Origin of the sequence: uncultured Campylobacter sp., assembly GCF_938030145.1 — a bacterium.
Lineage (GTDB): Bacteria > Campylobacterota > Campylobacteria > Campylobacterales > Campylobacteraceae > Campylobacter_B.
In genome coordinates, this window is sequence record NZ_CALHGM010000045.1 from 38283 (window position 1) to 60615 (window position 22333).

The 22333-nt window shown below is 46.6% G+C and carries 35 protein-coding genes; 6 read left to right on the forward strand and 29 right to left on the reverse strand.

Annotation, left to right across the window (positions count from 1 at the left end; genetic code table 11):
* Window positions 1–3: 3 nt before the first annotated feature.
* The 13 genes from Q0323_RS10395 to Q0323_RS10455 form a co-directional block, all read right to left on the reverse strand.
* On the reverse strand, window positions 4–144 hold the full coding sequence (locus tag Q0323_RS10395; RefSeq protein ID WP_298054232.1) for a hypothetical protein: 141 nt from the start codon (window positions 142–144) through the stop codon (window positions 4–6).
* On the reverse strand, window positions 137–520 hold the full coding sequence (locus Q0323_RS10400) for a hypothetical protein (protein ID WP_298054234.1): 384 nt from the start codon (window positions 518–520) through the stop codon (window positions 137–139). The genes Q0323_RS10395 and Q0323_RS10400 overlap by 8 nt, the downstream gene beginning before the upstream one ends.
* Window positions 520–1506: a DUF5309 family protein gene (locus Q0323_RS10405; RefSeq protein WP_298054238.1), complete on the reverse strand. Its 987-nt coding sequence runs from the start codon at window positions 1504–1506 to the stop codon at window positions 520–522. Before Q0323_RS10405 ends, Q0323_RS10400 begins: the two co-directional genes overlap by 1 nt.
* 201 nt (window positions 1507–1707) lie before the next feature.
* Window positions 1708–5670 (reverse strand): hypothetical protein, encoded by a 3963-nt coding sequence (locus Q0323_RS10410; protein WP_298054240.1) that lies wholly within the window; start codon window positions 5668–5670, stop codon window positions 1708–1710.
* Window positions 5671–7068 carry a hypothetical protein gene (locus Q0323_RS10415; RefSeq protein ID WP_298054241.1) on the reverse strand — a complete coding sequence of 466 codons (1398 nt, stop codon included), beginning with the start codon at window positions 7066–7068 and terminating at the stop codon, window positions 5671–5673.
* Window positions 7069–7095: 27 nt separating this feature from the next.
* Window positions 7096–7419 carry a hypothetical protein gene (locus tag Q0323_RS10420; protein WP_298054244.1) on the reverse strand — a complete coding sequence of 108 codons (324 nt, stop codon included), beginning with the start codon at window positions 7417–7419 and terminating at the stop codon, window positions 7096–7098.
* A 10-nt stretch (window positions 7420–7429) separates the two neighbouring features.
* Window positions 7430–8089, reverse strand: coding sequence for an HIT family hydrolase (locus Q0323_RS10425; RefSeq protein ID WP_298054246.1), 660 nt, complete (start codon window positions 8087–8089; stop codon window positions 7430–7432).
* A gap of 2 nt (window positions 8090–8091) precedes the next feature.
* Window positions 8092–8343: a hypothetical protein gene (locus Q0323_RS10430; RefSeq protein WP_298054249.1), complete on the reverse strand. Its 252-nt coding sequence runs from the start codon at window positions 8341–8343 to the stop codon at window positions 8092–8094.
* Window positions 8333–9886, reverse strand: coding sequence for a phage head-tail adapter protein (locus Q0323_RS10435; RefSeq protein WP_298054252.1), 1554 nt, complete (start codon window positions 9884–9886; stop codon window positions 8333–8335). Before Q0323_RS10435 ends, Q0323_RS10430 begins: the two co-directional genes overlap by 11 nt.
* Complete coding sequence (locus Q0323_RS10440) at window positions 9876–10187, reverse strand: hypothetical protein (RefSeq protein ID WP_298054255.1); 312 nt, start codon at window positions 10185–10187, stop codon at window positions 9876–9878. The genes Q0323_RS10435 and Q0323_RS10440 overlap by 11 nt, the downstream gene beginning before the upstream one ends.
* Complete coding sequence (locus Q0323_RS10445) at window positions 10168–11463, reverse strand: hypothetical protein (protein WP_298054257.1); 1296 nt, start codon at window positions 11461–11463, stop codon at window positions 10168–10170. Before Q0323_RS10445 ends, Q0323_RS10440 begins: the two co-directional genes overlap by 20 nt.
* Entirely contained in the window at window positions 11456–11923 is a 468-nt protein-coding gene (locus tag Q0323_RS10450) for a hypothetical protein (RefSeq protein WP_298054260.1), read from the reverse strand. Before Q0323_RS10450 ends, Q0323_RS10445 begins: the two co-directional genes overlap by 8 nt.
* 87 nt (window positions 11924–12010) lie before the next feature.
* Window positions 12011–12223, reverse strand: a complete 213-nt coding sequence (locus Q0323_RS10455) for a hypothetical protein (protein WP_298054263.1) — start codon at window positions 12221–12223, stop codon at window positions 12011–12013.
* Between the two features lie 163 nt (window positions 12224–12386).
* Between Q0323_RS10455 and Q0323_RS10460 the strand changes: the two genes are divergently transcribed.
* Genes Q0323_RS10460 through Q0323_RS10470 form a run of 3 tightly spaced genes read left to right on the forward strand, consistent with a single transcriptional unit; the run spans window position 12387 to window position 14052 of the window.
* On the forward strand, window positions 12387–12710 hold the full coding sequence (locus tag Q0323_RS10460) for a hypothetical protein (RefSeq protein WP_298054266.1): 324 nt from the start codon (window positions 12387–12389) through the stop codon (window positions 12708–12710).
* A gap of 59 nt (window positions 12711–12769) precedes the next feature.
* A complete protein-coding gene (locus Q0323_RS10465; protein ID WP_298054269.1) occupies window positions 12770–13183 on the forward strand; it encodes a hypothetical protein in 414 nt (137 codons plus the stop codon).
* Window positions 13180–14052, forward strand: coding sequence for a site-specific integrase (locus Q0323_RS10470; protein ID WP_298054271.1), 873 nt, complete (start codon window positions 13180–13182; stop codon window positions 14050–14052). The genes Q0323_RS10465 and Q0323_RS10470 overlap by 4 nt, the downstream gene beginning before the upstream one ends.
* Here Q0323_RS10470 and Q0323_RS10475 read toward each other — a convergent pair.
* Genes Q0323_RS10475 through Q0323_RS10510 form a run of 8 tightly spaced genes read right to left on the reverse strand, consistent with a single transcriptional unit; the run spans window position 14049 to window position 18177 of the window.
* Complete coding sequence (locus Q0323_RS10475) at window positions 14049–14333, reverse strand: hypothetical protein (RefSeq protein WP_298054274.1); 285 nt, start codon at window positions 14331–14333, stop codon at window positions 14049–14051. The two genes, Q0323_RS10470 and Q0323_RS10475, sit on opposite strands and share 4 nt — an antisense overlap.
* Entirely contained in the window at window positions 14333–14683 is a 351-nt protein-coding gene (locus Q0323_RS10480) for a DUF1064 domain-containing protein (RefSeq protein WP_298054277.1), read from the reverse strand. Before Q0323_RS10480 ends, Q0323_RS10475 begins: the two co-directional genes overlap by 1 nt.
* The gene (locus Q0323_RS10485; protein WP_298054279.1) at window positions 14649–14912 is read right to left on the reverse strand and encodes a hypothetical protein; all 264 of its coding nucleotides are present in this window, start codon (window positions 14910–14912) and stop codon (window positions 14649–14651) included. Before Q0323_RS10485 ends, Q0323_RS10480 begins: the two co-directional genes overlap by 35 nt.
* Window positions 14912–15214, reverse strand: a complete 303-nt coding sequence (locus Q0323_RS10490; protein WP_298054282.1) for a hypothetical protein — start codon at window positions 15212–15214, stop codon at window positions 14912–14914. The genes Q0323_RS10485 and Q0323_RS10490 overlap by 1 nt, the downstream gene beginning before the upstream one ends.
* Complete coding sequence (locus Q0323_RS10495) at window positions 15211–15915, reverse strand: site-specific DNA-methyltransferase (RefSeq protein WP_298054284.1); 705 nt, start codon at window positions 15913–15915, stop codon at window positions 15211–15213. The genes Q0323_RS10490 and Q0323_RS10495 overlap by 4 nt, the downstream gene beginning before the upstream one ends.
* On the reverse strand, window positions 15876–16496 hold the full coding sequence (locus Q0323_RS10500; protein WP_298054287.1) for a hypothetical protein: 621 nt from the start codon (window positions 16494–16496) through the stop codon (window positions 15876–15878). Before Q0323_RS10500 ends, Q0323_RS10495 begins: the two co-directional genes overlap by 40 nt.
* Entirely contained in the window at window positions 16493–17410 is a 918-nt protein-coding gene (locus Q0323_RS10505; RefSeq protein ID WP_298054290.1) for a hypothetical protein, read from the reverse strand. Before Q0323_RS10505 ends, Q0323_RS10500 begins: the two co-directional genes overlap by 4 nt.
* A complete protein-coding gene (locus tag Q0323_RS10510; protein ID WP_298054292.1) occupies window positions 17407–18177 on the reverse strand; it encodes a phage antirepressor in 771 nt (256 codons plus the stop codon). The genes Q0323_RS10505 and Q0323_RS10510 overlap by 4 nt, the downstream gene beginning before the upstream one ends.
* 83 nt (window positions 18178–18260) lie before the next feature.
* On the opposite strand from Q0323_RS10510, the gene Q0323_RS10515 reads away from it, so the two are divergent.
* Window positions 18261–18482: a hypothetical protein gene (locus Q0323_RS10515; RefSeq protein WP_298054295.1), complete on the forward strand. Its 222-nt coding sequence runs from the start codon at window positions 18261–18263 to the stop codon at window positions 18480–18482.
* Here Q0323_RS10515 and Q0323_RS10520 read toward each other — a convergent pair.
* The 4 genes from Q0323_RS10520 to Q0323_RS10535 form a co-directional block, all read right to left on the reverse strand.
* Complete coding sequence (locus tag Q0323_RS10520) at window positions 18479–18661, reverse strand: hypothetical protein (RefSeq protein ID WP_298054297.1); 183 nt, start codon at window positions 18659–18661, stop codon at window positions 18479–18481. The two genes, Q0323_RS10515 and Q0323_RS10520, sit on opposite strands and share 4 nt — an antisense overlap.
* Window positions 18658–18834 (reverse strand): hypothetical protein, encoded by a 177-nt coding sequence (locus tag Q0323_RS10525; protein WP_298054299.1) that lies wholly within the window; start codon window positions 18832–18834, stop codon window positions 18658–18660. Before Q0323_RS10525 ends, Q0323_RS10520 begins: the two co-directional genes overlap by 4 nt.
* 66 nt (window positions 18835–18900) lie before the next feature.
* A complete protein-coding gene (locus Q0323_RS10530) occupies window positions 18901–19110 on the reverse strand; it encodes a hypothetical protein (protein WP_005870001.1) in 210 nt (69 codons plus the stop codon).
* Entirely contained in the window at window positions 19091–19345 is a 255-nt protein-coding gene (locus Q0323_RS10535; protein WP_298054302.1) for a helix-turn-helix transcriptional regulator, read from the reverse strand. The genes Q0323_RS10530 and Q0323_RS10535 overlap by 20 nt, the downstream gene beginning before the upstream one ends.
* 94 nt (window positions 19346–19439) lie before the next feature.
* Between Q0323_RS10535 and Q0323_RS10540 the strand changes: the two genes are divergently transcribed.
* A complete protein-coding gene (locus Q0323_RS10540) occupies window positions 19440–20219 on the forward strand; it encodes a LexA family transcriptional regulator (RefSeq protein WP_298054305.1) in 780 nt (259 codons plus the stop codon).
* A 1-nt stretch (window position 20220) separates the two neighbouring features.
* Here Q0323_RS10540 and Q0323_RS10545 read toward each other — a convergent pair whose 3' ends face one another.
* The 4 genes from Q0323_RS10545 to Q0323_RS10560 form a co-directional block, all read right to left on the reverse strand.
* Window positions 20221–20727, reverse strand: coding sequence for a hypothetical protein (locus tag Q0323_RS10545; protein WP_298054308.1), 507 nt, complete (start codon window positions 20725–20727; stop codon window positions 20221–20223).
* A gap of 5 nt (window positions 20728–20732) precedes the next feature.
* Window positions 20733–20951, reverse strand: a complete 219-nt coding sequence (locus tag Q0323_RS10550) for a hypothetical protein (protein ID WP_298054310.1) — start codon at window positions 20949–20951, stop codon at window positions 20733–20735.
* Between the two features lie 11 nt (window positions 20952–20962).
* Entirely contained in the window at window positions 20963–21415 is a 453-nt protein-coding gene (locus Q0323_RS10555; RefSeq protein ID WP_298054312.1) for a hypothetical protein, read from the reverse strand.
* A gap of 71 nt (window positions 21416–21486) precedes the next feature.
* Window positions 21487–21633 (reverse strand): hypothetical protein, encoded by a 147-nt coding sequence (locus Q0323_RS10560; RefSeq protein WP_298054314.1) that lies wholly within the window; start codon window positions 21631–21633, stop codon window positions 21487–21489.
* Window positions 21634–22092: 459 nt separating this feature from the next.
* Between Q0323_RS10560 and Q0323_RS10565 the strand changes: the two genes are divergently transcribed.
* The gene (locus Q0323_RS10565) at window positions 22093–22302 is read left to right on the forward strand and encodes a hypothetical protein (RefSeq protein WP_298054316.1); all 210 of its coding nucleotides are present in this window, start codon (window positions 22093–22095) and stop codon (window positions 22300–22302) included.
* The last annotated feature ends 31 nt before the right edge of the window (window positions 22303–22333 follow it).

Genomic DNA, 22333 nt, shown 5'->3' on the forward strand with positions numbered 1-22333 from the left:
TTTTTACCCCTCTAATATGCTTGCTGTAATGAGAGCATCAAGAATTTTCAGCCTCTCCGCCAAAATCCGCAGCAACTCTAAAATATCAATGTCCGATATTGCCTTGGCGTTTAAAAGCGCTGTATTAAAGCCCTCCTCAGTCATCGAATATCCTTTCTTTGCCGTCGTTTGCGATATAATCCGAAATAATTTCAAGCGCCAAATCCCTATAAAAAGCGTCTTGATTGATGATAAATGCTACGTAGTTGATTACCGCATACGTTAGGCTCTCATCGATCATAATATGCTCTTTTTCGTCATCAAAATTCGGTTTATCAGGGTATGTGATATAAAAGCCATTTGCGACGTTTCTATACACTCGTTTGCTCTCTACGCTACGCAATAATTCGCTAGGCGTGCATTTGTTGGCTACCCACAGCATAGCCTCTAAAAACATTTCGGACAATATCTGATCGGGCGGCATTTTTTTGCCGCCCACGATCTTATGGGCTAGAAATTCTTTTGCGAATTTCGATGTCATTATTTGACCTTTAGTCCTACGCCGATTGCAAAAGCGTCCGCATTTCGCACCTCAAGCGTTGCCTCGGTGTAGTAGCGCTTTTGTTTTGCGGTCTTGCTAGTGGTTACGTTTTCGATCATAGTAGGGATCAAAAGTCCGTTTTTCATAAAGCTAAAATCGCCCGCAATTAGCACGTCGTCTAACCTGTTTTGCTCGGATAGGTATCGGTGAAGTCTAAAATTTACCTTTCCGAAGTCGGTGTCAAGGCTTACGACGCTTGAATTGATGCTTTTTTCGTTACCGAATTGGCGGGTAGCGAAAGCGTTAATCGCTTTTTTGAGTTTTGCGCCAATGAAAACATCTCTAGGTGTCGCACCCGTATCCCAAATGCTTTGCAGAATTTGATTTAAATATTCCTCGGTTAAAACTGAAGGCGTGCCGGTCCAGTCTTTCTTACTATCGAAAGCAAGGACATTGCCGCGTCTGCCGTTAGCAAATGCCGCCTCCCCTTTGGAAATATAGTAGAAAAGTCCCGCCATCTCGCCCGCGACCGCATCGGTTCGCGGAGTAGGAGCTTTAAATATGGATACTTTGGTGTCCGTATCGCGGCCTAGTCCGAATAGTGCGTATTCCATATCGCGCTTATGCTCTTTGGCGCGCTTAGCCGTTTCGCGCTCCATCTCTTTTCCGCCATAGGTGGCTACCTTCTGCATCGTATAAGATACGCTTATGTTGGTAGTGAAAATTTGCGCGCTGTTGGTGGTTTTTTGAAGAGTCGATTTTCGATCATCGGCAAAATCGCTAATCTCAAGCTGTGCGTTCTTTTTGGGCGCCGCGATATTGTCGGTTAGCCAACTATGCTCGGTATTCGTAACGCTTGAGGTTCCGATGAGACTTAGGAGGGGGGTGTCGTCCGCTCCGATTAGGATTATGCTATCGTAGACGGAGGGCTTCAACCCTTCTCTTTTTGTTGCCGGGGCTTGAAAGCCCGTAGATGTGATTGCCATAACGTTCTCCTTTTGAAAGTTAAGGCAATTTTGGCTTTTTGAGCGTCCATAATCTACAGCATTTATGGACTGAAACGGCAAGATTGAAAGATTTTTAATAAATTTGAGGGATTTGTATAAATTTAAGTATAATTCGGCATTTGCCCAGCAAGATCCGCTCAAGCTAGGCTATTGGTGCGGGGGTATAGCCTCGCACCTGAATTATTTTCTCGCTTCTCTTAGCTCTTTTAGTCTATTCGTTATTGCTACATATAGCTTGGCTCTATTGTTGGGCGTGATGACTTCGGTATGCTCTATGTCGCGCATTATCTTGTTTAGCTTTTCGACATTTGCAGAACTTAAAATTTTAGTCTCCCATTCGCTTTTGGTTTCAGCTTCTTTTATAGCTTCTTTTTGCAGATAGGATAGCTCTTTTGCCCTGCTTAAATAAAGCTCGCCCTTGTCGTCTTTTTTAACGATATAATAGTCTCTAAGGTCGCTTTTCCAGCTTCCGTCATCCAGCCTTGCTTCAAACATATCACCCTCTTTGGCATTAAAAGTGTAAGAGGTTTCATAATATTTACGCTTACTATCCCACATGCGGGTGTTGCTGTCTATAAATTCCCTTACGGGCTTCCTATCGTTAAAACTTATTTTGGATAAATACGCATGTCCGTGTTTTCTGTGATCAAAGCTTTTAATTGTTTCGAGAGTAAATTTTTTCTCTGCGGGTTTATTGTCCGCTAATATCTGCGCTTCTTTAGCCAGCTTATCTGCGGACTTATCGCCCACTGCCTCATCCTCAAGCCTCTGTCTAATCCCCGCCTTTTGATTTTCTATTATGGCTAGGCGTTCTTTATCGTCTTTAGCATTTATTATCGCCTTTCTTAGCTCGGCAGGGGATAGCTCCTTTACTTTTTGGGAGTTTTGGGGTATAATAGGATCATTAGCGACCGACCCCGCATTATCTGCGGTAGCCATTGTCCGACTAGTATCGGAGTGTCGGCTGAGGCGCGCCGACCGGTCGCTACTTTCCAATTGAGTGTTTCCTAAAATTTTATTTTGTCTCTTGTTTAGCTGATTTAACCTTTTTTCTTTATCATTGGTCGTAGCGTGGATTATTTGCCCGTCTGTTTTACGAATGCCTACCTCGCCCGTCTTTGTCTCGCTTAAATCTTTAAGTATCAGGGCGTTTTCCGAATTATTGTTCTTAAAAAAGCGCGTAGGATTGTTTTTGATCTCCTTGATTACCCTAAAAACATCTGCCTCGCTCTTAAACATCTCGGGGTGTTTTACCGCGAGGCTTTTTAAATTTGCAGCCCATTTGTCGGTCAGAATTCCGCTTAAATCATTGATCCACTGCTCGGGCTTAAATGTCTGCTGCGCGTATTGATAAGGCTTGCCGCCATCCTTGACCGCAAAACCCTCGCCCTGCTTGACAAGCTCTCCCTTGGCGACTTTGCCCGCCTTTTGATCTAGCTCCTCTTTGATCTGTTGCTTTGCTCGCTCTACCAAATTCACCTTTTCTTGCGTGGTTAAGCTTGAATCTGTCAACGCCTTTTTTAATTCCTCGGGGCTAAATTTAGCCCTTACGGCGTCATCATTTTGGGTTTTTATAATTTGCCTAATCTCGGGGACTACCTCTTTTACAAATTTACTTAGTCCCTCTTTGGTCGCGCTATCTAAACCCTCCGTCGGTATCGCTTCGATATTTTTTATCGCGCCCTCTAAATCGCCCGCATTTTTAAGGGCGTTTGCGATATGGTTTTTAAGCGCTTGATTATTGCCATACCACGGGATTTTGGATTTCAATTTGTTTACTACGCGATTTCTAAGCATTACTTGAAACGCAGCAGCAATAGTTTTGCCGATACCTTGCTGTAGTTCGGCGGTTTTTGGCGCCATTTCAGACAGCTGTTTTAAAATTTCACCCGAATTTTTTAACAGCGGTGCGCTTTGCTTCAGCTCCTCTACCGCTCCCGCCACGCGCTGCGATTTAAAAGGGATTTTGTCTATCTGCTCGAAAGCTTTTTCAAAATCGGTTATGCCGTTTTTTGTGTTTCGCTCGACGATATTTTTTAAAAGACTTCCCTCTATGTTTGCGCGTTCGGCGGGATTTAATACGCTTAAAATCTCGTCTAAATTTTTACCCGTCTGATTGTCTGCACTTTTGATAAGTGCGCTCGTTAGGTCGTTCGTATCTTTCATAGCCCCCGTTAAGCGCTTGTAAAGATCGCTTTCTTGCACTTCCTTAAAAGCCCTGTAGTCATTTCGCGCCGTCTCCATAAGCGCTTTTGCTCGCTCGCCTACGCGTGGATTTATACGCGAAAACTGATCGAGCGCGCCGTTTACGGCATCATCAATGATCGCTCGCGCGTCGCCGAGCTCAAGGATGCGCTCTCTGCTAAGGGCATCATTTGCCCCCTTCATAGCCGACATTTCTTTGTTGATAAACGACCTCGCGTCCTGCAGCCCGTCAAGTCCTCCGCGCTCGATAGCTTTCATTATGTGCTTTGTGGTGCGCGAGTTCCCGAGCGTGTCTTGTAGCGCCGCAGAGACATTTTTAGATAAGGCGCGCGTATCAAGTCCCGCGGTGCTAAATTCATTATCCAGCGTCTTTATGACATTGCTAAAATCCCCTTTTGTGCGCGCCGCATACTCTTTGAGAGTTTGAACCGCATTAGGCGCATCCTTAAAGGCCTCGCCGATATTTTTCGCGAAACTGGAGTTTAACCCCTGCATAACCTTTTGCGTTTTGGCGAATGCGTTTGCATCGCTCGCTACGCTGTCGAGGACGAGCTTTGCTCCCTTGTCGTTGCTTAGCGCGCTTGCGAGCAGATCGGCTTCTCTTTGGCTTAAATTTTCGCCTTGAATAACGCGCTTGATCGTCTGTTCGGCGGGTTTTATGATTTTTTCGTTTGCAAAACCTATCCCTTTATCTATGCTTTCGCTACCGGTTTTAGGGATTTGGAAGGACCTATCTGCGTTAGAAAATTGGCTAAATCCCTCCTCTCCTAGCGCATTTTTCGTAGCGGCTAAATCTTTAAGAGCCTGTGCTTCGCCGCCCATAGATTTAATATACTGTGCCTCGGCTCCCTCGATATTGTCGGTCGTCGCGCGGCGAGCCAAATTTGCCAAAATGCTGTTGTCGGCTAGGCTTGCCGCCTTTTTTACTACTGGGCTTATTATTTTTTCGCCCGCCTGTTTGATCGCGGGAGCTGCCGCTTTTACGAGTTTACCCACTCCTATGGCGGCAGCGCCGCCCAATGCGTCCTCGCCCGCAGCCTGAAGCGCCCTTGAGGCATAATCCCCCGCACTATACTCTCTGCCGACCGCTTCGCCTTTTTGGCGCAGATCATTCATCGAGCCTATCGCGCTACCTCCTGCGCTCATAGCTAGCATAGGCACAAGACTAGCCCCGCCGGTAAACGGAGCGAGCCCTGCACCGACGACGCCTCCTGCTATCTCGGTCTTGCGCGCGGCTAGGTCGTCCCAGAGGCTAGGCGTAACCTCTTTTTGAATAATTTGCCCGTTCGCGCCTCGGGTTCCGAAGTAAATTTTGCCGTCGCTAGTCTGCACTGCGCCAAGCTCATATCCTGCATTTTTTGCGATATAATCTAAATCTTTTTGTAGCTCCGCGGCATCTTTTTCATCTCCTGCTATGGTTTGAAAAAGAGACCTGCTAGATGCTTTTGCTACCTTGTCTCGCAAAATTTCATCTTTGCTTTTTGCCGGTTCGCCGCTTCCAAAAAACGAATTAGCAAGAATAGTCTTTACCTCCATTCCTAACCCGTCAAGCGCCCCGCCTAAAAATTTACTCTTCTTATCGTTGGCTCGTGCTTCCTCACTGCGCCCAGGTGTAGGCGCAGCAGGAATAGGGCGCCCGTCAAGCCCTAATTTTGGTGCGGAATTTACGACTTCTCCCGTCTGCTCGTCTCTTATCGGCACGGGGCGATAACCTTGTGCCGCCCAATCGGTATTTTCGCTCTGTTGCGGCGCGGGGCGCAAAACTACGTTTTGTTGTGACGCGGCTTGGGTTTCTTGTTGCGGGGTTAAGCTTGCCTGCTGCGCGCCCTGCTGCTTATAATATTCAGTTTTGGCGTAGTTTGTGATTTGCTCGGGTGAATATCCCCGCTGCATCAACGCGCTGATTTTTTCATCTCCTAAAAAACTTCTTGCATTCATCTAAAACTCCTCGTTAAAAATGCCTATTTCGTCCAACCTCTGACGCAGATCGTCGCTTGGGTATCCTCGCTGTGGGGCGGAATTTATCGGCGCAGCGCTTACAGGTATACCCATTTTTTGCATAAATAGCTGCGTCGCCTCCCCGCTGCTCGCTTTTGCGCCCCTCTTTTGCCCCGCCAGCAGCTCTCTTATGTCCTCGATTAATTTCATTTTCGCGTCAAGCTGTCTTTGATAGTCATCGGCTCCCGCGTAACCTTGAGCTCTTAGGTTATCTATTACATTTTGGACTTCCATCAGGTCTTGTATGTATGAATTTATCGCGGTTTCTTGCGCGGTTTTAGACCCCGTGAGCCCCGGGTCGAGATTATCTCTAAAGGTCGTGTAATTAAAATTTCCGTTTCCTTTCTGTAGATTTTGTCTAGCTCTAGCCCAGCGATCGGCAGACGCATTAAAGGCCGCCGCATCGGTGCTGATATTCGCGCCGAGAGCATTTACGGCTCTATCGAATATGCCGCTTTGCGTTTCAATGCCTTTACCCGTAAGACTGCTTAAATTTGAGGTGGTGTTGATGAAATTCTCGCCCGCATTAAGGGCGCTCATTCCCTCTAAAAATTTCTTTTGATTTAGTGCGATTGCGTTTTTCTGCCCCGCCGATGCTTCGGTTTGCTTTACCAGCTGCGGGTTCGTCTTTGCCGCGGCGTAGGCGTTGATATATTCGCGCTGCGCCTGCGGATCGGTCATCCCTTGCGGAATTTGTCCTCCTAGCTGCGAAAATATAATATCCGCTTCGGCGTCGATCTGCTTTTGCTTGCGTTGCTCCTCTTGCTGCTTCAAAATAGGCTCTTGCGCCTTGTAAATTCCTCCTTGCGCTTCGGTTTGTAATCTATACCGCCTACCTAGATTGATCTTCTCCGCGTCGCTCAAGCCCGCAGGCAACTCCCCGAATTGCCCGCCTTGTTGCCCCGCGTTATACCACGCCATATCGATGCCCGCCTGTTTTTCCTGCTCATCTCTCGCTTTATCCTGCGCCTGCCCTATTTGAAAGGCAAGGGCTTTATTCGCTCGCGCGTTGTCGGCGTATAGATTGCCGATTTGAGCCCTGCGTAGCGCGTCGGTGCTGTAGAAGTTTTTTAAGCTCAAATCCTGATCGAATGCGTTTTTCTTTGAGGTTTCGGCTTCGATTGTTTGATTGTGCCGCGCGGTTTCTTGATTTTTCTGCCCGTATAGGTATTCTTTCATCAAATTTGCGCGGTTCGTCTCGTCAAGTTGCGCCTGATTTTGATTTTTCGCCACATTGTCCTTATAAATTTCATAGAGCGATCTACCGACCGCTCCGACTGCATCTATCATCCTCGTATCGTAGTTGAAATCTACCTTGTGCGGGTTAAAAAAAGCCATTTTCTACCTCGCGAAAGTGGACGCATTCTATCCGTCATAGAGATTTTGTTGCGCCTGATTTTGCCTGTCGATCTCACGCTGCGAAAGCATCTTATTGAAATTGTATGCATCTTGTTGCATTTGCAGGGCTTTATTCGCCGCCTTTTGCTGCTGCAAGCCCGAATACAGACCGCCCGCCAAGCCCGCAGCTTGCAACCACGTAGGCGTTCCGCCGCCCGAGCCTGAAAACAAACCTAGCGCCCGATTGCCCGCACCCTTTAACATATCAAGAAAATTCCATCCACCGCCGCTTGTCGCCGTATTTGCGGCTCCTGCTAGCCCGCCTGCTATACCTGAAAAAAATGGGTTCATCTCATTCTCCTTAAAATCCCGCCTGTTTTAGAAGCTCCGCGCCGATCTCTACGTCGCTTACCTCTTCGCCTTTTTTCATCCTGTCGAATGCACCGAGTTCTCCGCCCGATTTGTTCGTATCGATGATCTCGTCCGGTTTTTGCGTAGGCGTCGCGATCTTTATCATTGCGTTTGCTACCGCTTTCCAGCCGTCGTAGTTTTCGCCTAGCAGCGACAAAAAGCCGTTTTGTTCCGCCCATTTTCCCATCTCCTCGGGCTTGATAGTCGGATAGTCCTTACTAAATTGGTCTAAATTTTTATCAAAAACCGCTCGTTTGCGCGCCGCCTCTTGTGCCTGTGCCTGCGCTTCTTGAAGCTGCCTGATCTGCTCTTGCATCTGAGGCATTCCTTGCAAGCCCATACTATCTAGGAGCGCTTGCTGCTCGGGCGGGAGTTGCGCCGCCTTTGCCTGCTCCGCCGCTTTGGCTTTCTCCGCCTCTTGTGCCGCCTTTTGCTCCTCTATGCCTTGCATAGCGCTTGCTATCATATTTTGCAGATTTTCTTGTGTGATTTGCGGATGTTCTGTTTGCTGCTCCTCTGCATGCTCTGATCCCTGCGGCTCTACCTGCTCTTGCGCCTCGCTAGCTTCTAGCTCGCCTACTAATGCGTTGATTGCGTCTTGCTCTGTCATCTCTATTCTCCTTTATAATTTTCAAAAAATTCAAAGAAGCCCTCTATCAGCTTCACCTTATCCATCGCTCGCAGGCGGCTTTCGTCGCCTGCATTCTCATCTTGCGCCGCGATCAGATATTCTTCGTATTTGATACTTAGCAAAACGATAAATTTCCTCACGGCGTCATTGCCTAAAATCGGCTCAAGTTCTCTATTTGACGTCAAATTTGAGATAGTGGCGTCAAAAACCTTTTTTTGCGTGTTAGAAAGCATTGCTTCCTCCTTGCATTGGATTTATATCGGGTGGTATCTGCGGCGGTAGGATCATCTGCTCTAGCTTATTCTCCTCGCCGATAAACTCGCTTGCATTTTTAATGCCGTATAGCGGCAGAAGCTCCAAAAGAAGCTTTTTGCTCGCCTCTTTCATCGCAGCAGCCCCCGCCTGATCTCCTATCTGCAAGCACATTCCAAACTGCGCGCCGATCATCTTTGCCGCGTCCATCAAGGATTGCTTCTGCACCTCTTTATTTAGCGCTCCGATGCCCGTGTTTAAATTTACCTTGAAGCTTGGCACCTCGCCGCGTCCAAAGCCTGCGAAAAAGACCGGATCGGCGTATTTCCACACCAAAAACGCAAGCCGTTCAAATATCGGCTCAAAAAAGGTCTCGTTGAATGTGCGGATATATCCTTGAAGTCTTACGCTGCCCTCGTTTGCCATTATGCTTGCCATAGTAGCGGTCTCTTTTCGCACGGTCGTCGCGCCGTTTTGTTGAGGAGAGACGCCGCTAACTTCGCTCATTTCGTTTTCGATGACTTGAAGCGCAGCCATCGCTCCGCCTATGTCTCCCGCGGGCAAAACTTGCACGGCTCTTGGTTGATTTGTGTATATCGGCGTGCCTACGCTCTCAAGCTCGCCCCTCTCTACCATTGAAGCCTTGTCGAGTATGATTTTCGGCGCGACCTGCTGGCGGATGACGTCGGCGATCGAGTTTCTATTGACGTTGAGCTCGTTTTGCAGCGGCAGCATCGACATCAGCGCGGGCTCGCCGTAGGCGCTGACATAGGTTTCCTCGTCCGTGCATCTGATCTGCGGTAGCATATAGCCTACTATAAAAGGCTGTCCGTCTCGCAGCTCTATTTTGTCGCGCAAAAGTTCGTTTTCGTAGAGGCTAGAAACATACCATTTACCGCCGCGCAGCTCGTAAATTTCGTAAATTTCGATCCGCTCGTAGGGTTTTTTGTTCTCGAAAGCCTCTTTGTTCTCTATTTTGAAAACGCCCCTTTTGCCGTAGCTCAAAATATCCTCGCTGCTAAGATAGATGCGATGCACTAGATAGGATATGTCATTCAGCCCGCGCGCACCCGGATCAAAATATAGGTCTTGCAGGCTCACTTCGTCTATCATTGCGCGGTCTTTGCTCCAATACACCTTTACCGCGCAGCTTGCCGAAAACGGCGCACGCAAGAATATCGGTGCAAAGGTTTTGTATAGATTTATACTCTCGGCATAATGATCAATCGCCGCCTGCCATTTGTCTATCACGTCGTCCGAAGAGTTGATATAGGGTTCCAGCTTTGCGAATTTGTCGTTGTTAAAATAGGTCTCCGTAAGCCCGTCGTAAATTCTTTTTGCCTTTGAATTGAGCTTTGGAATATAGTTTTTACTCTTATTGCGCTTTTGCAGGCTCTCTGCGAGCTCGGGGCGCAATATCAGCAGATATGCCTCCTCCAAATCCTTGAAACCCTGCTTGTAGTGTTCGTAGCCGTCCATCGCCGCAGTTTTGAGCTCCTGCAGATATGCCGTCCTATCGTCCATTTTTTCCTCCTAGCTTATAAAATGTTGAGCGCCCTATCCCCGTGAGCTCCGCCACCTTTTTAAAATTTTTCCCTTGCCGTATTAAAATTTCAGCCATTTTTGTTTTTGCCTTTTTTTTCGGTATGCGCGCGCTTCCTTGTGCCAAATCGCAAAAATATGCATATAGCGTGAGTTTTAGCGCCTCGTCGTTAAGTTTCGCGAAAGATCGCACGAGCAGGGGATCAATCCGATCAAAAATATAGTCATATTCCCGTCCATAATCTACAGCATTTATAGACTTTTCACCATGCGTAGTCGTCATAGCGCTCCTCCTTTCTTTGCGGCAGTATCGGACAGAGATCAAAAAAGCTCATCGCCAGCGCGTCGGCGCGATCAGGACTGCGGCCATATTCTTTTTTGAGGCTCTCTTTGGGCATCAGCAGATACCGCTCCTTTTTGTCGAAAAAAAACGAGATCGTCTGCAGCTGCCTTTTGAGCTCCTCATCGGGCGCGATCGCAAGCAGCGGAAGCTTTTCGCGCAGATTGAAATACATCTCCGCTCTTTTGTTTGCATATTTGCGCTCATCGCTTGCCTTGAAGCTGCCTTTTGCCTCTCGCACGATACCGCGCAATCCTAGATCGCATAGCGTATCAAAAACCCCCGCGCCCACCCCGATAGTGTCGATATAGATTGCGTGAGGTTTGAGTTCGGTTCTCTCATACTCGCCGTAAATTTCGCGCGCTAGCTCGCTCGTGCTAGCTATGCGGTAGGGCTTCAAAGCTTCTACGCTATCGCCCTGCCTTTTGCAGAGCACGCTTTCGTCGTCTCCCTCTCTGGCTACGTCCAGAGCCCAGATCACGGGCGCGCTTGCGTCGAAATACCTCTGCTTGCGAAACGAGGCTTCGATAGCCGCCAAAGAAAACACGGAATTTGACGTCGTATCCAAAAACTCTCCGAAAATCTCCTGCCTCGCTACGTCGCTATCCGCTCCGCCCAATTCCGCGACGAGACGATCGATCTCCTCTTTTTGCAAAAGCGGATTGTCGTAGCTAGAAAACTGAAAATTCCGCCAATCCTTTTCGTTTCTCATCCCACGCTGTGCTAGGTCGAAAAATTTATTCTTTCCTTTCGGTACTCCGCCGATGAATGCGCGGGAGTTCGGATTGTCAAGCAGCATAGGAGAGATCGCATTGTCCCATAGGTAGGGGTCTTTGAGGATGATGCCCGCTTCGTTGAGGATGACCGTGTCGTATCCGAAACCCTCGATATTTTCGGGGCGTTCTGCGGAGCGAAAATCAAGATAGCCATCGCCGATTTTCAGCTGTTTGTCTTGCGCGTTCCAGCTCCACAGCTCTTTTGGCAGTTGCCGCAGTTCGGGGAGGAAATACCGCTCGAAATATCTTTTCAAATTTGCCGCTATCGTATCTACCCAGAGTATCTTTTGCCCCTCAAGCAGCCACTCGATGCAGGCATTCGCCGTGCCCTTCGTAAAGCCGAAACGTCTGCCCTTTTCGATAGTGCAAAAGCGCGCGTCGTTTTGGAAAAATACCGCCTTTTGCTGCGGCGTATAGCGCAGATCAAGGGCTAGCTCACTCATCTTTTGCCCCTATCTCGCGCCTGGTGATCTGAATTTTCGTCTGCTGCGCGTTGGTGTTTTGAATGATCGTCTCGGGCATACGTCCTAGCACGGTCTCTTTGTTTTTTGCCGTGATGCGGGCGTGTGCCTCTATGTCGCATAGCTTCTCTGCGGACTCCAGTGCAGCATTTGCCAACTTTTGATTTCTCAATGCCGAGTTTTGAAAATATATGAGGTGTTTTGTGGCTTCGTCTACCGCAGAGTGAAAGGCTTTCACTTCTTTTTCACTGCGGTCTGCGAGTTCCGTATTTATCGCCACTTGAGCTTTCACAAGCGGCGCGAGGTCTCTTTCTATGCCGTTGCAAATTTTAAAAACCGCGCCTATGCTGACTTCATACTTCAGAGCTAGGGAGTTTTTGCTCGCTCCCGCCTTGTAGTCCGCGATGATTTTTTCTCTTTTTTCGTCCGTGATCCTTGCCATATTTCACCTTTTTTGTGAAATGCTACCACGGATTTGAAAAAAGACTTCGGCTTGTGAAAATTTTTAAAAAATGATATGTTTGGGGGGTTATTTTTTAAATTTTTCGATGAGCGCCAAAAGCTCGTCTAGCGCCCTAGCTTTCTCGTAGTTTTGCATCCAACTATCTATCCAATCGGGAACGGGGCGTTTTTCATCATTGAAGCTTCGCACGGACGCAGGATGAAGCCCCACCATCTCCGCAAAATCGGCAACGGACAAATTGAGATCTTTTAGTTTTGACACGAATTCCTGTTTTGTCATAGTCTATTCCTATCCAAATTTTCATAATTATAGCAAAATAAAACAAAATATTTCATTTTCTCATAAAAATAATGCAAAAAGTTTTAAAAACTCTTGACATTTGAAACAAAATGTATTATAATACGCTCAATTTAAAACAAAATGTTTTACAAAGGACTAAGAGATGAAAAAGGTAGTTTTCACAAAGGTTCGAGATTTCGATGGTAACGTTTTCTACGTCGAGAGAAAAAGAATTCAGATTGAGCGTGTCAGGGAGTATGGAGAAATTGAAAAATACGCCACCTTTGACGGCAACGGATATGATAGATGCGATCGTCGCTTAGGTTATATCCTAGAGGCTAGAGTTTATTTTAGCGATTTTGATATGAGTTGGGAAGATGCTACTAGCGGTAGTGCTACCGCTGTAGATAAAAGCGGGAAAACAATTAAATTTGTTGTGGAGGATAAAAACCTACAAAACTCTATCACAAAATTTATAGAGGAATAGTGGGCTGGCGGCAAGACGAGGAAAATCCTCGTCGCCCACAAGAAGAAAAGGATCTAAAAATGAAAGAGTTAAAATTCAGCTACTCCAAAATTCTCAACTGGGGTAAAAGCTATCCTAAAAAAGGATATTTGGTTCGTTTCTATGATGAAACATCTGGTAGATATTGCTATGTCGCTGACGGATCGGCTGTGTCCTATACCGGATGGGATGCTGTCAAATTTGAAAGTTTTACTGCTGTCGCGAAAGTTTCTTCTAGGAATAGTGAGAAATTTTTCGTAAAAAGAGAGATACTTCGCAGCTCTAGCCCGCAAGGCAACGGCGATATAGACCATTTCATCGAGCTTGAAAATGGCAAAATTTTAGCAATGCCCGTTGGCGGTGGTGGATACTACCGAGTTCCGAAAAGTTCTCTTGAAACAGAAAGTTGGGGAGATTTTGAGAGTTATGGTGACGCTTATGAGGGCGAGGAATGACCCTCGCCTCTATCGCCCGAGACTATCTCGAAGTTCTCGGACAGATAAATTTTGAGCTAAGTCGTGCTCAAAAATTCGCGTTTTCTCATACGAAATATCTACCGAAAGATGCCGCCTGCATCAAGAAGGTAGATATTCAAAGGTGGCTTGCGGGGCTTGAGGAAGGTCTAGCCCCAAGCACTATCAAGCGCGTCGTGCTGTGCTGGCGCAGAGCCTGCGAACAAGCAGTAGAAGCCGGAAAGCTTGCAAAAAATCCATTTCTGCGCGCGAAATATCCAAAGATCCCGCGCAGCAAAACAGATCCGTTCTCGGCGGAAGAGGTGGATCTGATGCTTTCAAAGGCTAGCGGGCGACTTGAGAGCTTTCTTGCTTTTGCGTTCTATACGGGAGCGCGATGCTGCGAAATTTTGGCTCTGCGCTGGGATGATATAGATATGGAAGCTATGAGCATATCGATCAGCAAGAGCCTCACGGACGGGCTTGTCAAACCTCGCACCAAAACCGGAGAGGATAGGATCGTGCCTATATTTGCGCCGCTTTTGCCATACATCGCCCGGCTTGAAAAGAATAGGGATAGTGAGTGGGTATTTTCGCGAAAGCAAGATCATCTTTTCGGTTCTACGGCGCTTTTTGGAAATGGCAGGTGGCGTAAATTTCTAGCTGAATGCGGTATCCCATACCGAAGCGCTAGACATACCCGCCACACATTCGCAACCCACATGGTCGAGCGCGCGGTAAGGGGCGAAATCCCTTTGAAATGGGTATCTCAAATACTAGGTCATGCAAGCCTAGACATGACGATCAAGGTGTATGCGCGGTTTCTACAAAACGAACATATGAAAATCGACCGCTCAATCACGCTTTATTAATTTTTTTTATATCTCTTTTCGCAAGCCTTGCGCCTATCCTCTCTCATTCTATGGCTCAAAATCCACCGCAAAGCTTCTTTTGGCGTATTTAAGATTTCGCCGAGCTCTTTTTCAAATTTTGCAGTTCTACAAGTCCGCAAAGAGTTTATCACGGTTTCGTCCGTGAGTTTTGAGCCGAAAACCTCGCGCAGCAGAAATGAGATTTCGGTCAAATAGTAGTCGTCCGGTCTGCTTTCCCACCCCTGTGCTACATGATCTAGCACGGAAAAATATAGCTCCATCAACTCTCCTTGAATTCCCCGTCTATCTCGCCGCAAGAGATCAGCTTTTTCAGCATCTTGGCTTTGATCTTGTATTCGGGCGTGCGGTAGCCTTTGACGTCCTCGATGATGAGCCCGTCCGCTTCATAGACGAAATCGGCGATATACTCTATCGCGCGTATTTTGCGCCCCTCATACAAAAACCCCTCTTGCAGGGTAAATTTCACCTGCCGCCTAAGGTTTTTTATCTTGCCCGCTCTTTGTAGCAGCTCTAGCTCCGCCGCCCGTTTTGCTTCTTTGGCGCTATCGTATATCGCGCCTTTGTAGGCGGTCTTTTTAGCCTTGTATTTGGAAATTCGCCCAATTCTCATCCGCCAGCCTCTCGTATTTTTCTATGCTTTCGTGTTTGTGCGCGTGGCACCACTGATGGCAAACTCTACATACCGCGATCAATTTGTGATCGTCTTTGTCTGCTCCGTAACGTCCAAATTTCACGTGATGCGGCTCAACGCTCGGAGCTTGTCCGCAAATTTGGCACACCGGGTGTTCGTAGGCTAGGAAATTTTTAAAAGCTTCGAACTTCGCTTTGGATAGTCTCATCAATACCCTATCTCCACGTATTCGCCCTCGCCGGCAGAAACGGCAACCTCTACCCGCAGGCAAAAGTAAAAATAGTCCGAGTTTGAGCTTAGCCCCGCACCCTCGCAAAACTCTACCGCGTCCTGCTCGTTTGCGAATAGAGCCGTTAGCCAGCTAGCCTCTATCCGTCCCGCTTCTTTGAGCGCGTCAAATAAAAACCGCTCTTTGTATTTCAGCTGCCCGTTTGCGTCAAACCAATCGTCGCTATTTTCTATCTCGTCAAGCTCCAGCTTATACACCGCGTAATTCAGAATTTCGTTCATAGTAGCCCCCTTATAGTTTTTCTTAATCTTTTCTCGGCGATTTCGCAGTATTTGGCCTCTATCTCGCAGCCGATAAAATTTCTATTTAGCTCTTTGCAAGCCGCCGCAGTCGTGCCGCTACCCATAAAAGGGTCGAATATCAAATCTCCCTCGTTTGATGCGGTTAAAATCAGCTTTTCGATTATTTCGAGCGGTTTTTCAGTCGGATGTCCGTATTTGCTCTTGCCGCAGTTGTGCGTAAAAAGCCTTGAAATGCCTTTGATTTTGACCCCTTTTTCCCTGATGTAGATTATATTTTCAAGGTCACTTTTAAAGGTATTGTTTGTAAATGGCGCAGCATTGGGTTTATACCACGCGAGTTCGGCGATATTACAATCCCTCTTATAGCCCCAATTCATTATGCGCGGCTTTTGCTTTGTAGAGCAAAATATGAAAATATTGATTTTCTTGCAGATGCGAGCAATCTGCTCTAGCGTAGCCTCTGCGTCGAAGCCCTGCGAAATTTTACCCAGCGCGCCGTTTTCATATACGGGGCGCCTACCCAGTCCTCCGCCTTTGGTGTGAATTTCATAAGGCGGGTCGGTTACAACCAAATCCACGCAGCTATCAGGCATAGAGCGCATAAACTCCAAGCAGTCGGTATTATAAATTTTATTAAGCTCTAGCATGCCGACCTCGCCTTTATCTTTTCGCTGAGCCAAGAGATCACCTTTGCGGCGGCCTCCGATTCCGATGCCGTTTTTTTGTTTTCTATCTTGGGCACCTCTTTAAACTGCTCCGCCTTGTTGCGCTGGGCCCTCTCGATGTTTTGCGCTAAAAGCTCGCCTCTATACTCGCCGATAGCGTATTGCTCTTTCAAAAGCGCCGTTAAAAATGCTACTTCGTCCGCCGCCGAAATCGCTTTTTTGGTGGTGTCGCTGATAAACTCGCCGTATTCGTTCATCGATATACTCGTGCAGGTGAACGGATACACGCCGCACGCTATAAGCTTACGCTTGAAGTATTGCTCCAAGAAGCTTTTTAGCGCCGTAATATCCGAAAACGCGCATCCTCGCTTCAGTAGCCGCATCGTAGTCTCCCTCTGATATTCGTTGGCGGCATTGATGATCGTTTGAATGGCGTTGTCATACCTCGTCTTGAGGCTGAAAGCGAAATTTGCAAACTCCCCGAGGTCTTTATCTGCGATATTCTTAAGTGCGCCCTCGGCTAGAAATTTCACCTGCATCGGCGTAGCTCTGCCTTGAAACAAAATCTCGTTTATGAATTTCTCTTTGTAGCTCATCTGTGATCCTTCATCTCAATTTGTGCTGGGCTACTCCGCAGCCTCTCGTCCTCTATGGCGATTTGCGTAGCTTTATCGTAGATTACGCTCATATCGCGGCTTAGGAAGTTGTTTTTTAGGATCGGATTATCGCTTGCAAACATCGGCACGTCGGCATATTCGTCCTCCCGTCCTCCCTTTTTGTCGACTTTCAGCGGATAGACGTCCTGCCAGCAATTTACGATGCTTTGATCCAGTATCTCGTTTGCCTTGTCCTCCCCAAGCTTTTGAAGTTTTGAGACGATGAGTTTTTTAGCTCGTTCGCTCATAGGCTTTCTGATCTGCTTCCGCATCGTTTCAAAGTTTTTCCAAATTTCGGGATTTATGAACGGGGGAATTTTAAAAACCTCTTGCTTTTTCGCCTCGCGCGCGTTAGCGAGCGATAGCGAGCTATCTGTTTGAAATTCTTTTAAATTTTTGTCTGTATATGTGTTTGATATTTTTATAGAGTGGCAATTTTCTCCACTCCATTGGCAATTTTCTCCAATGGAGTGGCTACTTTCTCCAATGGATTGGAGATTATCCCCGCTCGAAGCCGCAATTTCTGCCGAGCTGCGATGTTCGTCTAGCAGCCACGCATATTCATCCCTAAAGCTATACCACTTCGTGCGGTCGAATTTATTTTTATTAAAATTTCCACTGATTAAAATTCCGTCCGCCTCCAGCTCTTGAAGTTTTTGGTTCATCGTCCTGCGCGAAATATAATGGAATTTTTCGCTTAAGGCGCTCGCGGAGTTAAAAACCCAATATCTGCCCTCGTGGAAGTTTTTTTCATTTCGCATATTTTCAACTACCCAATAGGCGAAATAGTCTATTATAAGCGCTTTTTCTATGCCGTATTTCTCGGCTAAATCAGTGTTAAACGCGTGCCTCATATCCTCTCTCCTTTGAAGTATTCGACTATTTCGTCTGCAAGGGCTACCTGCCCTTTGCCCGTGATCTTGGTGGTGAATTTTTGATGCGTGCCGGTGCTGCCCGCGAATGTCTGCGTCGTGACCTCGAAATAGCCTCTGTCGATGTAGCGCTGCATTGGCACGTTGTGGCGCGCGCCTCCGCTGATTAGATAGCCGCTAGCGCGCAGGAAGTCAAAAAGTCTATTCTGCCCTATCGATACCCCCTCGCTGTCGCTTAGCAGCTTGGCGTAGTTGCCTATGAGGATACTATCGACGCTAGCCTCGACCGATTTGGCAAAGCTCACATATCCCGCATTCGCCGCCTTTTCGGCTTCGAGTTGCTCTCTTTTGGCGCGCTCGGCTTTGAGGTTTTGGGCTAGGGCTATGATCGTGTCCGGGTCGTTTAACACTTCCTCGATCTTGGCGGGTGTCAAATAGCCGCCGTGTTTGCGGATGGCGGGGAGTACATCACTAAATACCCATTCTTGGAAAGCTTCCGCTTCAGGCTTGCGGCTTTGAAAGATGAGGCGATACAAATTCGGCTCGTTGATAAAATCCATCCTCTGAATTCCGCCGTTCGTAAGGGTGTCATTACTAATTACACCCTTTTGATCCAGCCTTGTTTTGGCTTGTCGCGAGTTGTCAAGGTCTAAAATTTTGCAAACATCGCTCAAGCAAAAATAAGGCTCATCGTTTATCAGCCCACCCCTAATCTCAAATTTTGAATTTCTAAAAATTTCTAGGTTCATTTACGCCCCCTTATTAAATTTATTCATCCTAAAAGCCCCTTGCGATATAATTTATTTGCATTTCAACACAAGGAGCCATCACGATGAATGACGCACGAGCCTTTAACCTAGAAAACAAACTCTCGCGAATTTACGACGAGATAAGGCTTTCTAACCGCATTAAGCTTTTGGAGCTCATTAAAAAAGGTCTCATTAACGACGAGGTCTTAAGCCTTTTGGGCGCCGACGAGCAATGGGTGCAAAAAGCCAAAGATGCCCTCAGGAGCTCGGGTGGAGCAAACGCTCTTAAAATGACGGGGTATTAACCCCCGCCTCGTTTACACAACTCCAGCTTAAGCTCCAGCGTTTCGACGCGACGCTTTAGATATTTAATGTCGTCCGCTTGTTCTTTTATAACTCTGACGAGCTCGTTTAATTTCGCTTTATGCTGCTTCCTGCAAAATTTTAAAAATTTTATCTCGGCCGCCAGCTTTGATTTTTTCATTTTCTGCCCTTTCTCTTCTTGCATCTGATTTGCGTATCGATTTCTTCTTCATCATCTTTGTAATCCTCTGTAATGAAACCGATCGCGCTTGCGCCGCCGCCCAGCTTATCGACCTCCTCGCGAAGCTTCTTTATCGCGCGCTTGAGTTTTTTAATCTCTTTTTTGGTTTTCACGTCCAGCGCTCCAAATTCCCACGCAAAGCGCGATTATTCCGCCGATCAAAAAAGCAAGGTCTGCGGTCATTTCTCGTTCGCTACGCTTTCTACAAGCTTTGCGAGCGCCTGCGTCTCTAGCCCGCGCTCAATCAAAACCGCCATAAAATCAATGCAAAATCTCACTACCTCACTATCGTTTTTAAACCCTTTTTTGTTTTGGATTTTGACGATAGCGGCGATGTTTTGATTAGAAAGCTTGAAAGCCTTGCTATTGTCATACTTCGGCGCTACCATTCTTAGCCTTTCGTAATATTTTCAGAGAGCCGAATTTTTGGCTATTCTTCTGCATAAAAGCGCTAAAAAGCTTTGGGTCGCCCCATATTTGAGTAGGGAAACCCCAATGCTTTTGCATCGCATTTGCGTGTTTGACTTTTGGCGTATTGATTTGTAAAAACCATAGCGAAACTGCCCCCTGCGTGACGCCGAGCTTTTTTGCTATTTGCTCTTGAGTAATTTTGTTCTGTTCCATGAGCGGTATATTATCATCGATAATATAAAAATCTGCTTAATGATATTATCTTTAGTAATTTTAAAATTGCTAAAATTCAATAGAAGGATTTTTAATGGATATTCATCAAAAGATTAGAGCTTTCAGGCAGGAAGCGGGGCTAACACAAGTGCAGTTTGCTGAGAAGCTAGGTATAACGCAAGGGCTTGTGGCGCACTATGAAACGCAGCCGGGCGAAATCGGCAAAAACGGCAAAGAGAAAAAATCGTCAAAGCCCGAGCTTGAAAAGTTGCCGCTAATAGCGGAAATATTGGGAAAAAACGTAATAGATTTATTCGATGACGAGGAGACGTCAAAGAGGCAGATCGTCAAAAAAGAGCTGAAAAACAATTTTGAAAAATACGCCCATCTTATCCCTGCCGAGTATGGTCTTAAAAACGTAGTGTTTCTCTCAAAATCGGAGATGCTTATCGGCGCGGGCAGCGAGGGTGCGTATGATTTAGATCTATTTAATAAAGAAACTAAAATCGCCGTGGATCGCTCTTTCATTAAAGGGCTTGACCCCAAGAATTTAAAACTTTTCGAGGTGGTAGGCGATAGCATGCAGCCCGAATATGACGAGGGGGATTTGGCGATTGTAGATATGGTAAATTTCAGGGGCGATTTTATTAAGATCGGCGGCATTTACGTCGTGCGCGTGGGCGACGTAGTTTACGTAAAAAGGGTCGAGTTTTTGCCGAAAGGCGCCATAAAGCTCATCAGTCTAAACTCCAAATACGGCGATCTATACCCGCATAAAGAGGGCTACGAATACGAAATTTTAGGCAAGGTCTGCGGCAAGATCAAGCTAGAAATTCAAAAGGGGCTGACGTTTAGCGATAGCGGGATAAAATAGTTTAAAGCCCCTGTATTTGATGAAATCTGCCTTGCTGCTGCAGCCATAGCCGATCGCGCATCTTTTGGTTTTCTATTTCCAATGCGTTCGCAGCATCTTGCGCTGCGGCTGCGTTGTTATAAAAGGCGTTTTGCCAAGCCATCCCCGCGTCCTGCCAATCATAGCTTCCTTGGCTTGAGCTAGCAAGGGCGATCGCTTCTCGCGGGGTTAGAGGTTTAGTGCAGCCAGCTAGATACTTCGCGAAATAATCCTTTAGTAGATAATCGCTTCCCGCCTGCTTTAACCTGTCAAAATCATACTTCGACACCCAAAAGGCGTCGCCCTCGGTGCAAAAATAAATCCCGATATTTTTTAGATATTTTTCCATATCGCGGGTGACGGGATAGCCTACCGACTCGACCGGAACATAATAGGCTTCGCCGCCCATAAAAGCGATGTCGCGATTGGCGGGGTTAAAAGCGCAGCCAGCCAAAAGCACGACCGCGCAGATCATCGCTAATTTTTTCATAAATTTTACCATTTCGGCTTTTTCGTGCCTCTTTTGCCGGTGTAAGGATTACTCCTACCCTTGCTCGACCAGTTGTCGCGCTGCGTGCGGTTTTTATTCGATCGGTAGTGAGGCTTTACGTATCTGCCCTTTTTGGTGACGTATCCGCCGACCCTTTGAGCGCCCAAAGATACCGACGGCGCGAGCAAGAAAGCCGCTAAAATTAAAGCGAGTAGTTTTTTCATTTTATGATCCTTTATTGAAATTGTTTCAGATCTGCTAAATCAAAGCGGGTTAGCCGTCTTTCTAGAGGATAAAGAAAATATCTAACGGCAAGAATATCCCCGTCTCGGAGTTCTTTCTGCTGCGATTTGGAAAGACGAATTGTGGCTACTTGAAAAGATGCCGCTAGGATAGCCGTGTTGGTAAACATAGTATTTTTATCAACTCTCATTTCTAATTTCTGGGTTGGAACGCCGCCATTGCTATCCTCCATCCAAAACTGCTCTGGCTCCTTTAACACAATCCCGATTATGCCCCCATAACTTACCTTCCCGTTTTTACTTTCAAGATACAAGGACGCATCCTTTTCTTTACATACAAAATAAAGGGTGGTTTTATCAGTCATCTCATCAGTAGCGTAAAATTTTTCACAAAACGCAGATAGAGATGAGGACAATATTAAAATAAATAATAGAACTCTTTTCACTGGCTATCAACTCCTACCAACGGACTAAATATAAATTTAAATAATTTGCCCTCTATTTAAGAAACAAAAAGCTATTTCTTTTTCTTTGGAGCAGATTTTGTTTGCGAAAGTGCACTTCCTGCAACGGATTTACTTTTCTCGCTATACCTATCGTCCTTCAAAATTTTAGATGCCTCCGATGCAATCTTTTTGGATGTTTGCTTCTTGTTCATCGCCATTTCAACCTCCTTTCATTGAGATAATCAAGACTTTTCTCGATTGCCGAATTATACTGCAAAAAATATTATCAATAATAATAAAATTTAAGCATCGTTTAATATTACTTTTGATAATATTCCCCCATCAAAACAAGGTGACCCACACCTAGCCCGCGTCGGGCAGAAGCTACGGGAAGCGTCCGTATGGATACGATAATCCATACCCAAGTAATCAGCCCCGATAGCGACAAGTTCGGGGGTAGAAAAATCCTTGTCAAACCTTCTTTATGGCGGACGTGCCAAGCGGCGCGCTAAATTGCAACAACGGCTTTTATCGGCTAAACCGAACGTCCGCCGCCATATCCATAAATGAGCCTCCACTCGCCTTGCTCCTTAGGCGGTTAAAAACCTTTGCTGTATCTTTTCGAACGAAATTTTAAATCGGAGGCTCTTTTATGGATATTTTTTAAGGAGAAAAAGATGGAAAATCAAGAGCTTGAAACTGCTGCGGCGGAGTTCGCAAAAGGCGTTTCCGCTTATATGCGCTCCACAGCGGAGCATCTATGCGAAGTGTCGCAGATGAGCGGCATCGGGCTAAGCGATCTGCTGATAGACCTCGCACTACTAGCAAGGGTGGCGGAGCGAAAAAAGGAGGAGCGCGATGCTGAAGCTTCTGAAAAAGCTATTTAAGAGACGCACGAAATTTACGATCTCAAATCTA

Bases quoted from the DNA above. Each gene is read 5' to 3' on its own strand.
- Q0323_RS10395 (WP_298054232.1), bottom strand. From the start codon at position 144: ATGACTGAGGAGGGCTTTAATACAGCGCTTTTAAACGCCAAGGCAATA.
- Q0323_RS10400 (WP_298054234.1), bottom strand. From the start codon at position 520: ATGACATCGAAATTCGCAAAAGAATTTCTAGCCCATAAGATCGTGGGC.
- Q0323_RS10405 (WP_298054238.1), bottom strand. From the start codon at position 1,506: ATGGCAATCACATCTACGGGCTTTCAAGCCCCGGCAACAAAAAGAGAA.
- Q0323_RS10410 (WP_298054240.1), bottom strand. From the start codon at position 5,670: ATGAATGCAAGAAGTTTTTTAGGAGATGAAAAAATCAGCGCGTTGATG.
- Q0323_RS10415 (WP_298054241.1), bottom strand. From the start codon at position 7,068: ATGGCTTTTTTTAACCCGCACAAGGTAGATTTCAACTACGATACGAGG.
- Q0323_RS10420 (WP_298054244.1), bottom strand. From the start codon at position 7,419: ATGAACCCATTTTTTTCAGGTATAGCAGGCGGGCTAGCAGGAGCCGCA.
- Q0323_RS10425 (WP_298054246.1), bottom strand. From the start codon at position 8,089: ATGACAGAGCAAGACGCAATCAACGCATTAGTAGGCGAGCTAGAAGCT.
- Q0323_RS10430 (WP_298054249.1), bottom strand. From the start codon at position 8,343: ATGCTTTCTAACACGCAAAAAAAGGTTTTTGACGCCACTATCTCAAAT.
- Q0323_RS10435 (WP_298054252.1), bottom strand. From the start codon at position 9,886: ATGGACGATAGGACGGCATATCTGCAGGAGCTCAAAACTGCGGCGATG.
- Q0323_RS10440 (WP_298054255.1), bottom strand. From the start codon at position 10,187: ATGACGACTACGCATGGTGAAAAGTCTATAAATGCTGTAGATTATGGA.
- Q0323_RS10445 (WP_298054257.1), bottom strand. From the start codon at position 11,463: ATGAGTGAGCTAGCCCTTGATCTGCGCTATACGCCGCAGCAAAAGGCG.
- Q0323_RS10450 (WP_298054260.1), bottom strand. From the start codon at position 11,923: ATGGCAAGGATCACGGACGAAAAAAGAGAAAAAATCATCGCGGACTAC.
- Q0323_RS10455 (WP_298054263.1), bottom strand. From the start codon at position 12,223: ATGACAAAACAGGAATTCGTGTCAAAACTAAAAGATCTCAATTTGTCC.
- Q0323_RS10460 (WP_298054266.1), top strand. From the start codon at position 12,387: ATGAAAAAGGTAGTTTTCACAAAGGTTCGAGATTTCGATGGTAACGTT.
- Q0323_RS10465 (WP_298054269.1), top strand. From the start codon at position 12,770: ATGAAAGAGTTAAAATTCAGCTACTCCAAAATTCTCAACTGGGGTAAA.
- Q0323_RS10470 (WP_298054271.1), top strand. From the start codon at position 13,180: ATGACCCTCGCCTCTATCGCCCGAGACTATCTCGAAGTTCTCGGACAG.
- Q0323_RS10475 (WP_298054274.1), bottom strand. From the start codon at position 14,333: ATGGAGCTATATTTTTCCGTGCTAGATCATGTAGCACAGGGGTGGGAA.
- Q0323_RS10480 (WP_298054277.1), bottom strand. From the start codon at position 14,683: ATGAGAATTGGGCGAATTTCCAAATACAAGGCTAAAAAGACCGCCTAC.
- Q0323_RS10485 (WP_298054279.1), bottom strand. From the start codon at position 14,912: ATGAGACTATCCAAAGCGAAGTTCGAAGCTTTTAAAAATTTCCTAGCC.
- Q0323_RS10490 (WP_298054282.1), bottom strand. From the start codon at position 15,214: ATGAACGAAATTCTGAATTACGCGGTGTATAAGCTGGAGCTTGACGAG.
- Q0323_RS10500 (WP_298054287.1), bottom strand. From the start codon at position 16,496: ATGAGCTACAAAGAGAAATTCATAAACGAGATTTTGTTTCAAGGCAGA.
- Q0323_RS10505 (WP_298054290.1), bottom strand. From the start codon at position 17,410: ATGAGGCACGCGTTTAACACTGATTTAGCCGAGAAATACGGCATAGAA.
- Q0323_RS10510 (WP_298054292.1), bottom strand. From the start codon at position 18,177: ATGAACCTAGAAATTTTTAGAAATTCAAAATTTGAGATTAGGGGTGGG.
- Q0323_RS10515 (WP_298054295.1), top strand. From the start codon at position 18,261: ATGAATGACGCACGAGCCTTTAACCTAGAAAACAAACTCTCGCGAATT.
- Q0323_RS10520 (WP_298054297.1), bottom strand. From the start codon at position 18,661: ATGAAAAAATCAAAGCTGGCGGCCGAGATAAAATTTTTAAAATTTTGC.
- Q0323_RS10530 (WP_005870001.1), bottom strand. From the start codon at position 19,110: ATGGTAGCGCCGAAGTATGACAATAGCAAGGCTTTCAAGCTTTCTAAT.
- Q0323_RS10535 (WP_298054302.1), bottom strand. From the start codon at position 19,345: ATGGAACAGAACAAAATTACTCAAGAGCAAATAGCAAAAAAGCTCGGC.
- Q0323_RS10540 (WP_298054305.1), top strand. From the start codon at position 19,440: ATGGATATTCATCAAAAGATTAGAGCTTTCAGGCAGGAAGCGGGGCTA.
- Q0323_RS10545 (WP_298054308.1), bottom strand. From the start codon at position 20,727: ATGAAAAAATTAGCGATGATCTGCGCGGTCGTGCTTTTGGCTGGCTGC.
- Q0323_RS10550 (WP_298054310.1), bottom strand. From the start codon at position 20,951: ATGAAAAAACTACTCGCTTTAATTTTAGCGGCTTTCTTGCTCGCGCCG.
- Q0323_RS10560 (WP_298054314.1), bottom strand. From the start codon at position 21,633: ATGGCGATGAACAAGAAGCAAACATCCAAAAAGATTGCATCGGAGGCA.
- Q0323_RS10565 (WP_298054316.1), top strand. From the start codon at position 22,093: ATGGAAAATCAAGAGCTTGAAACTGCTGCGGCGGAGTTCGCAAAAGGC.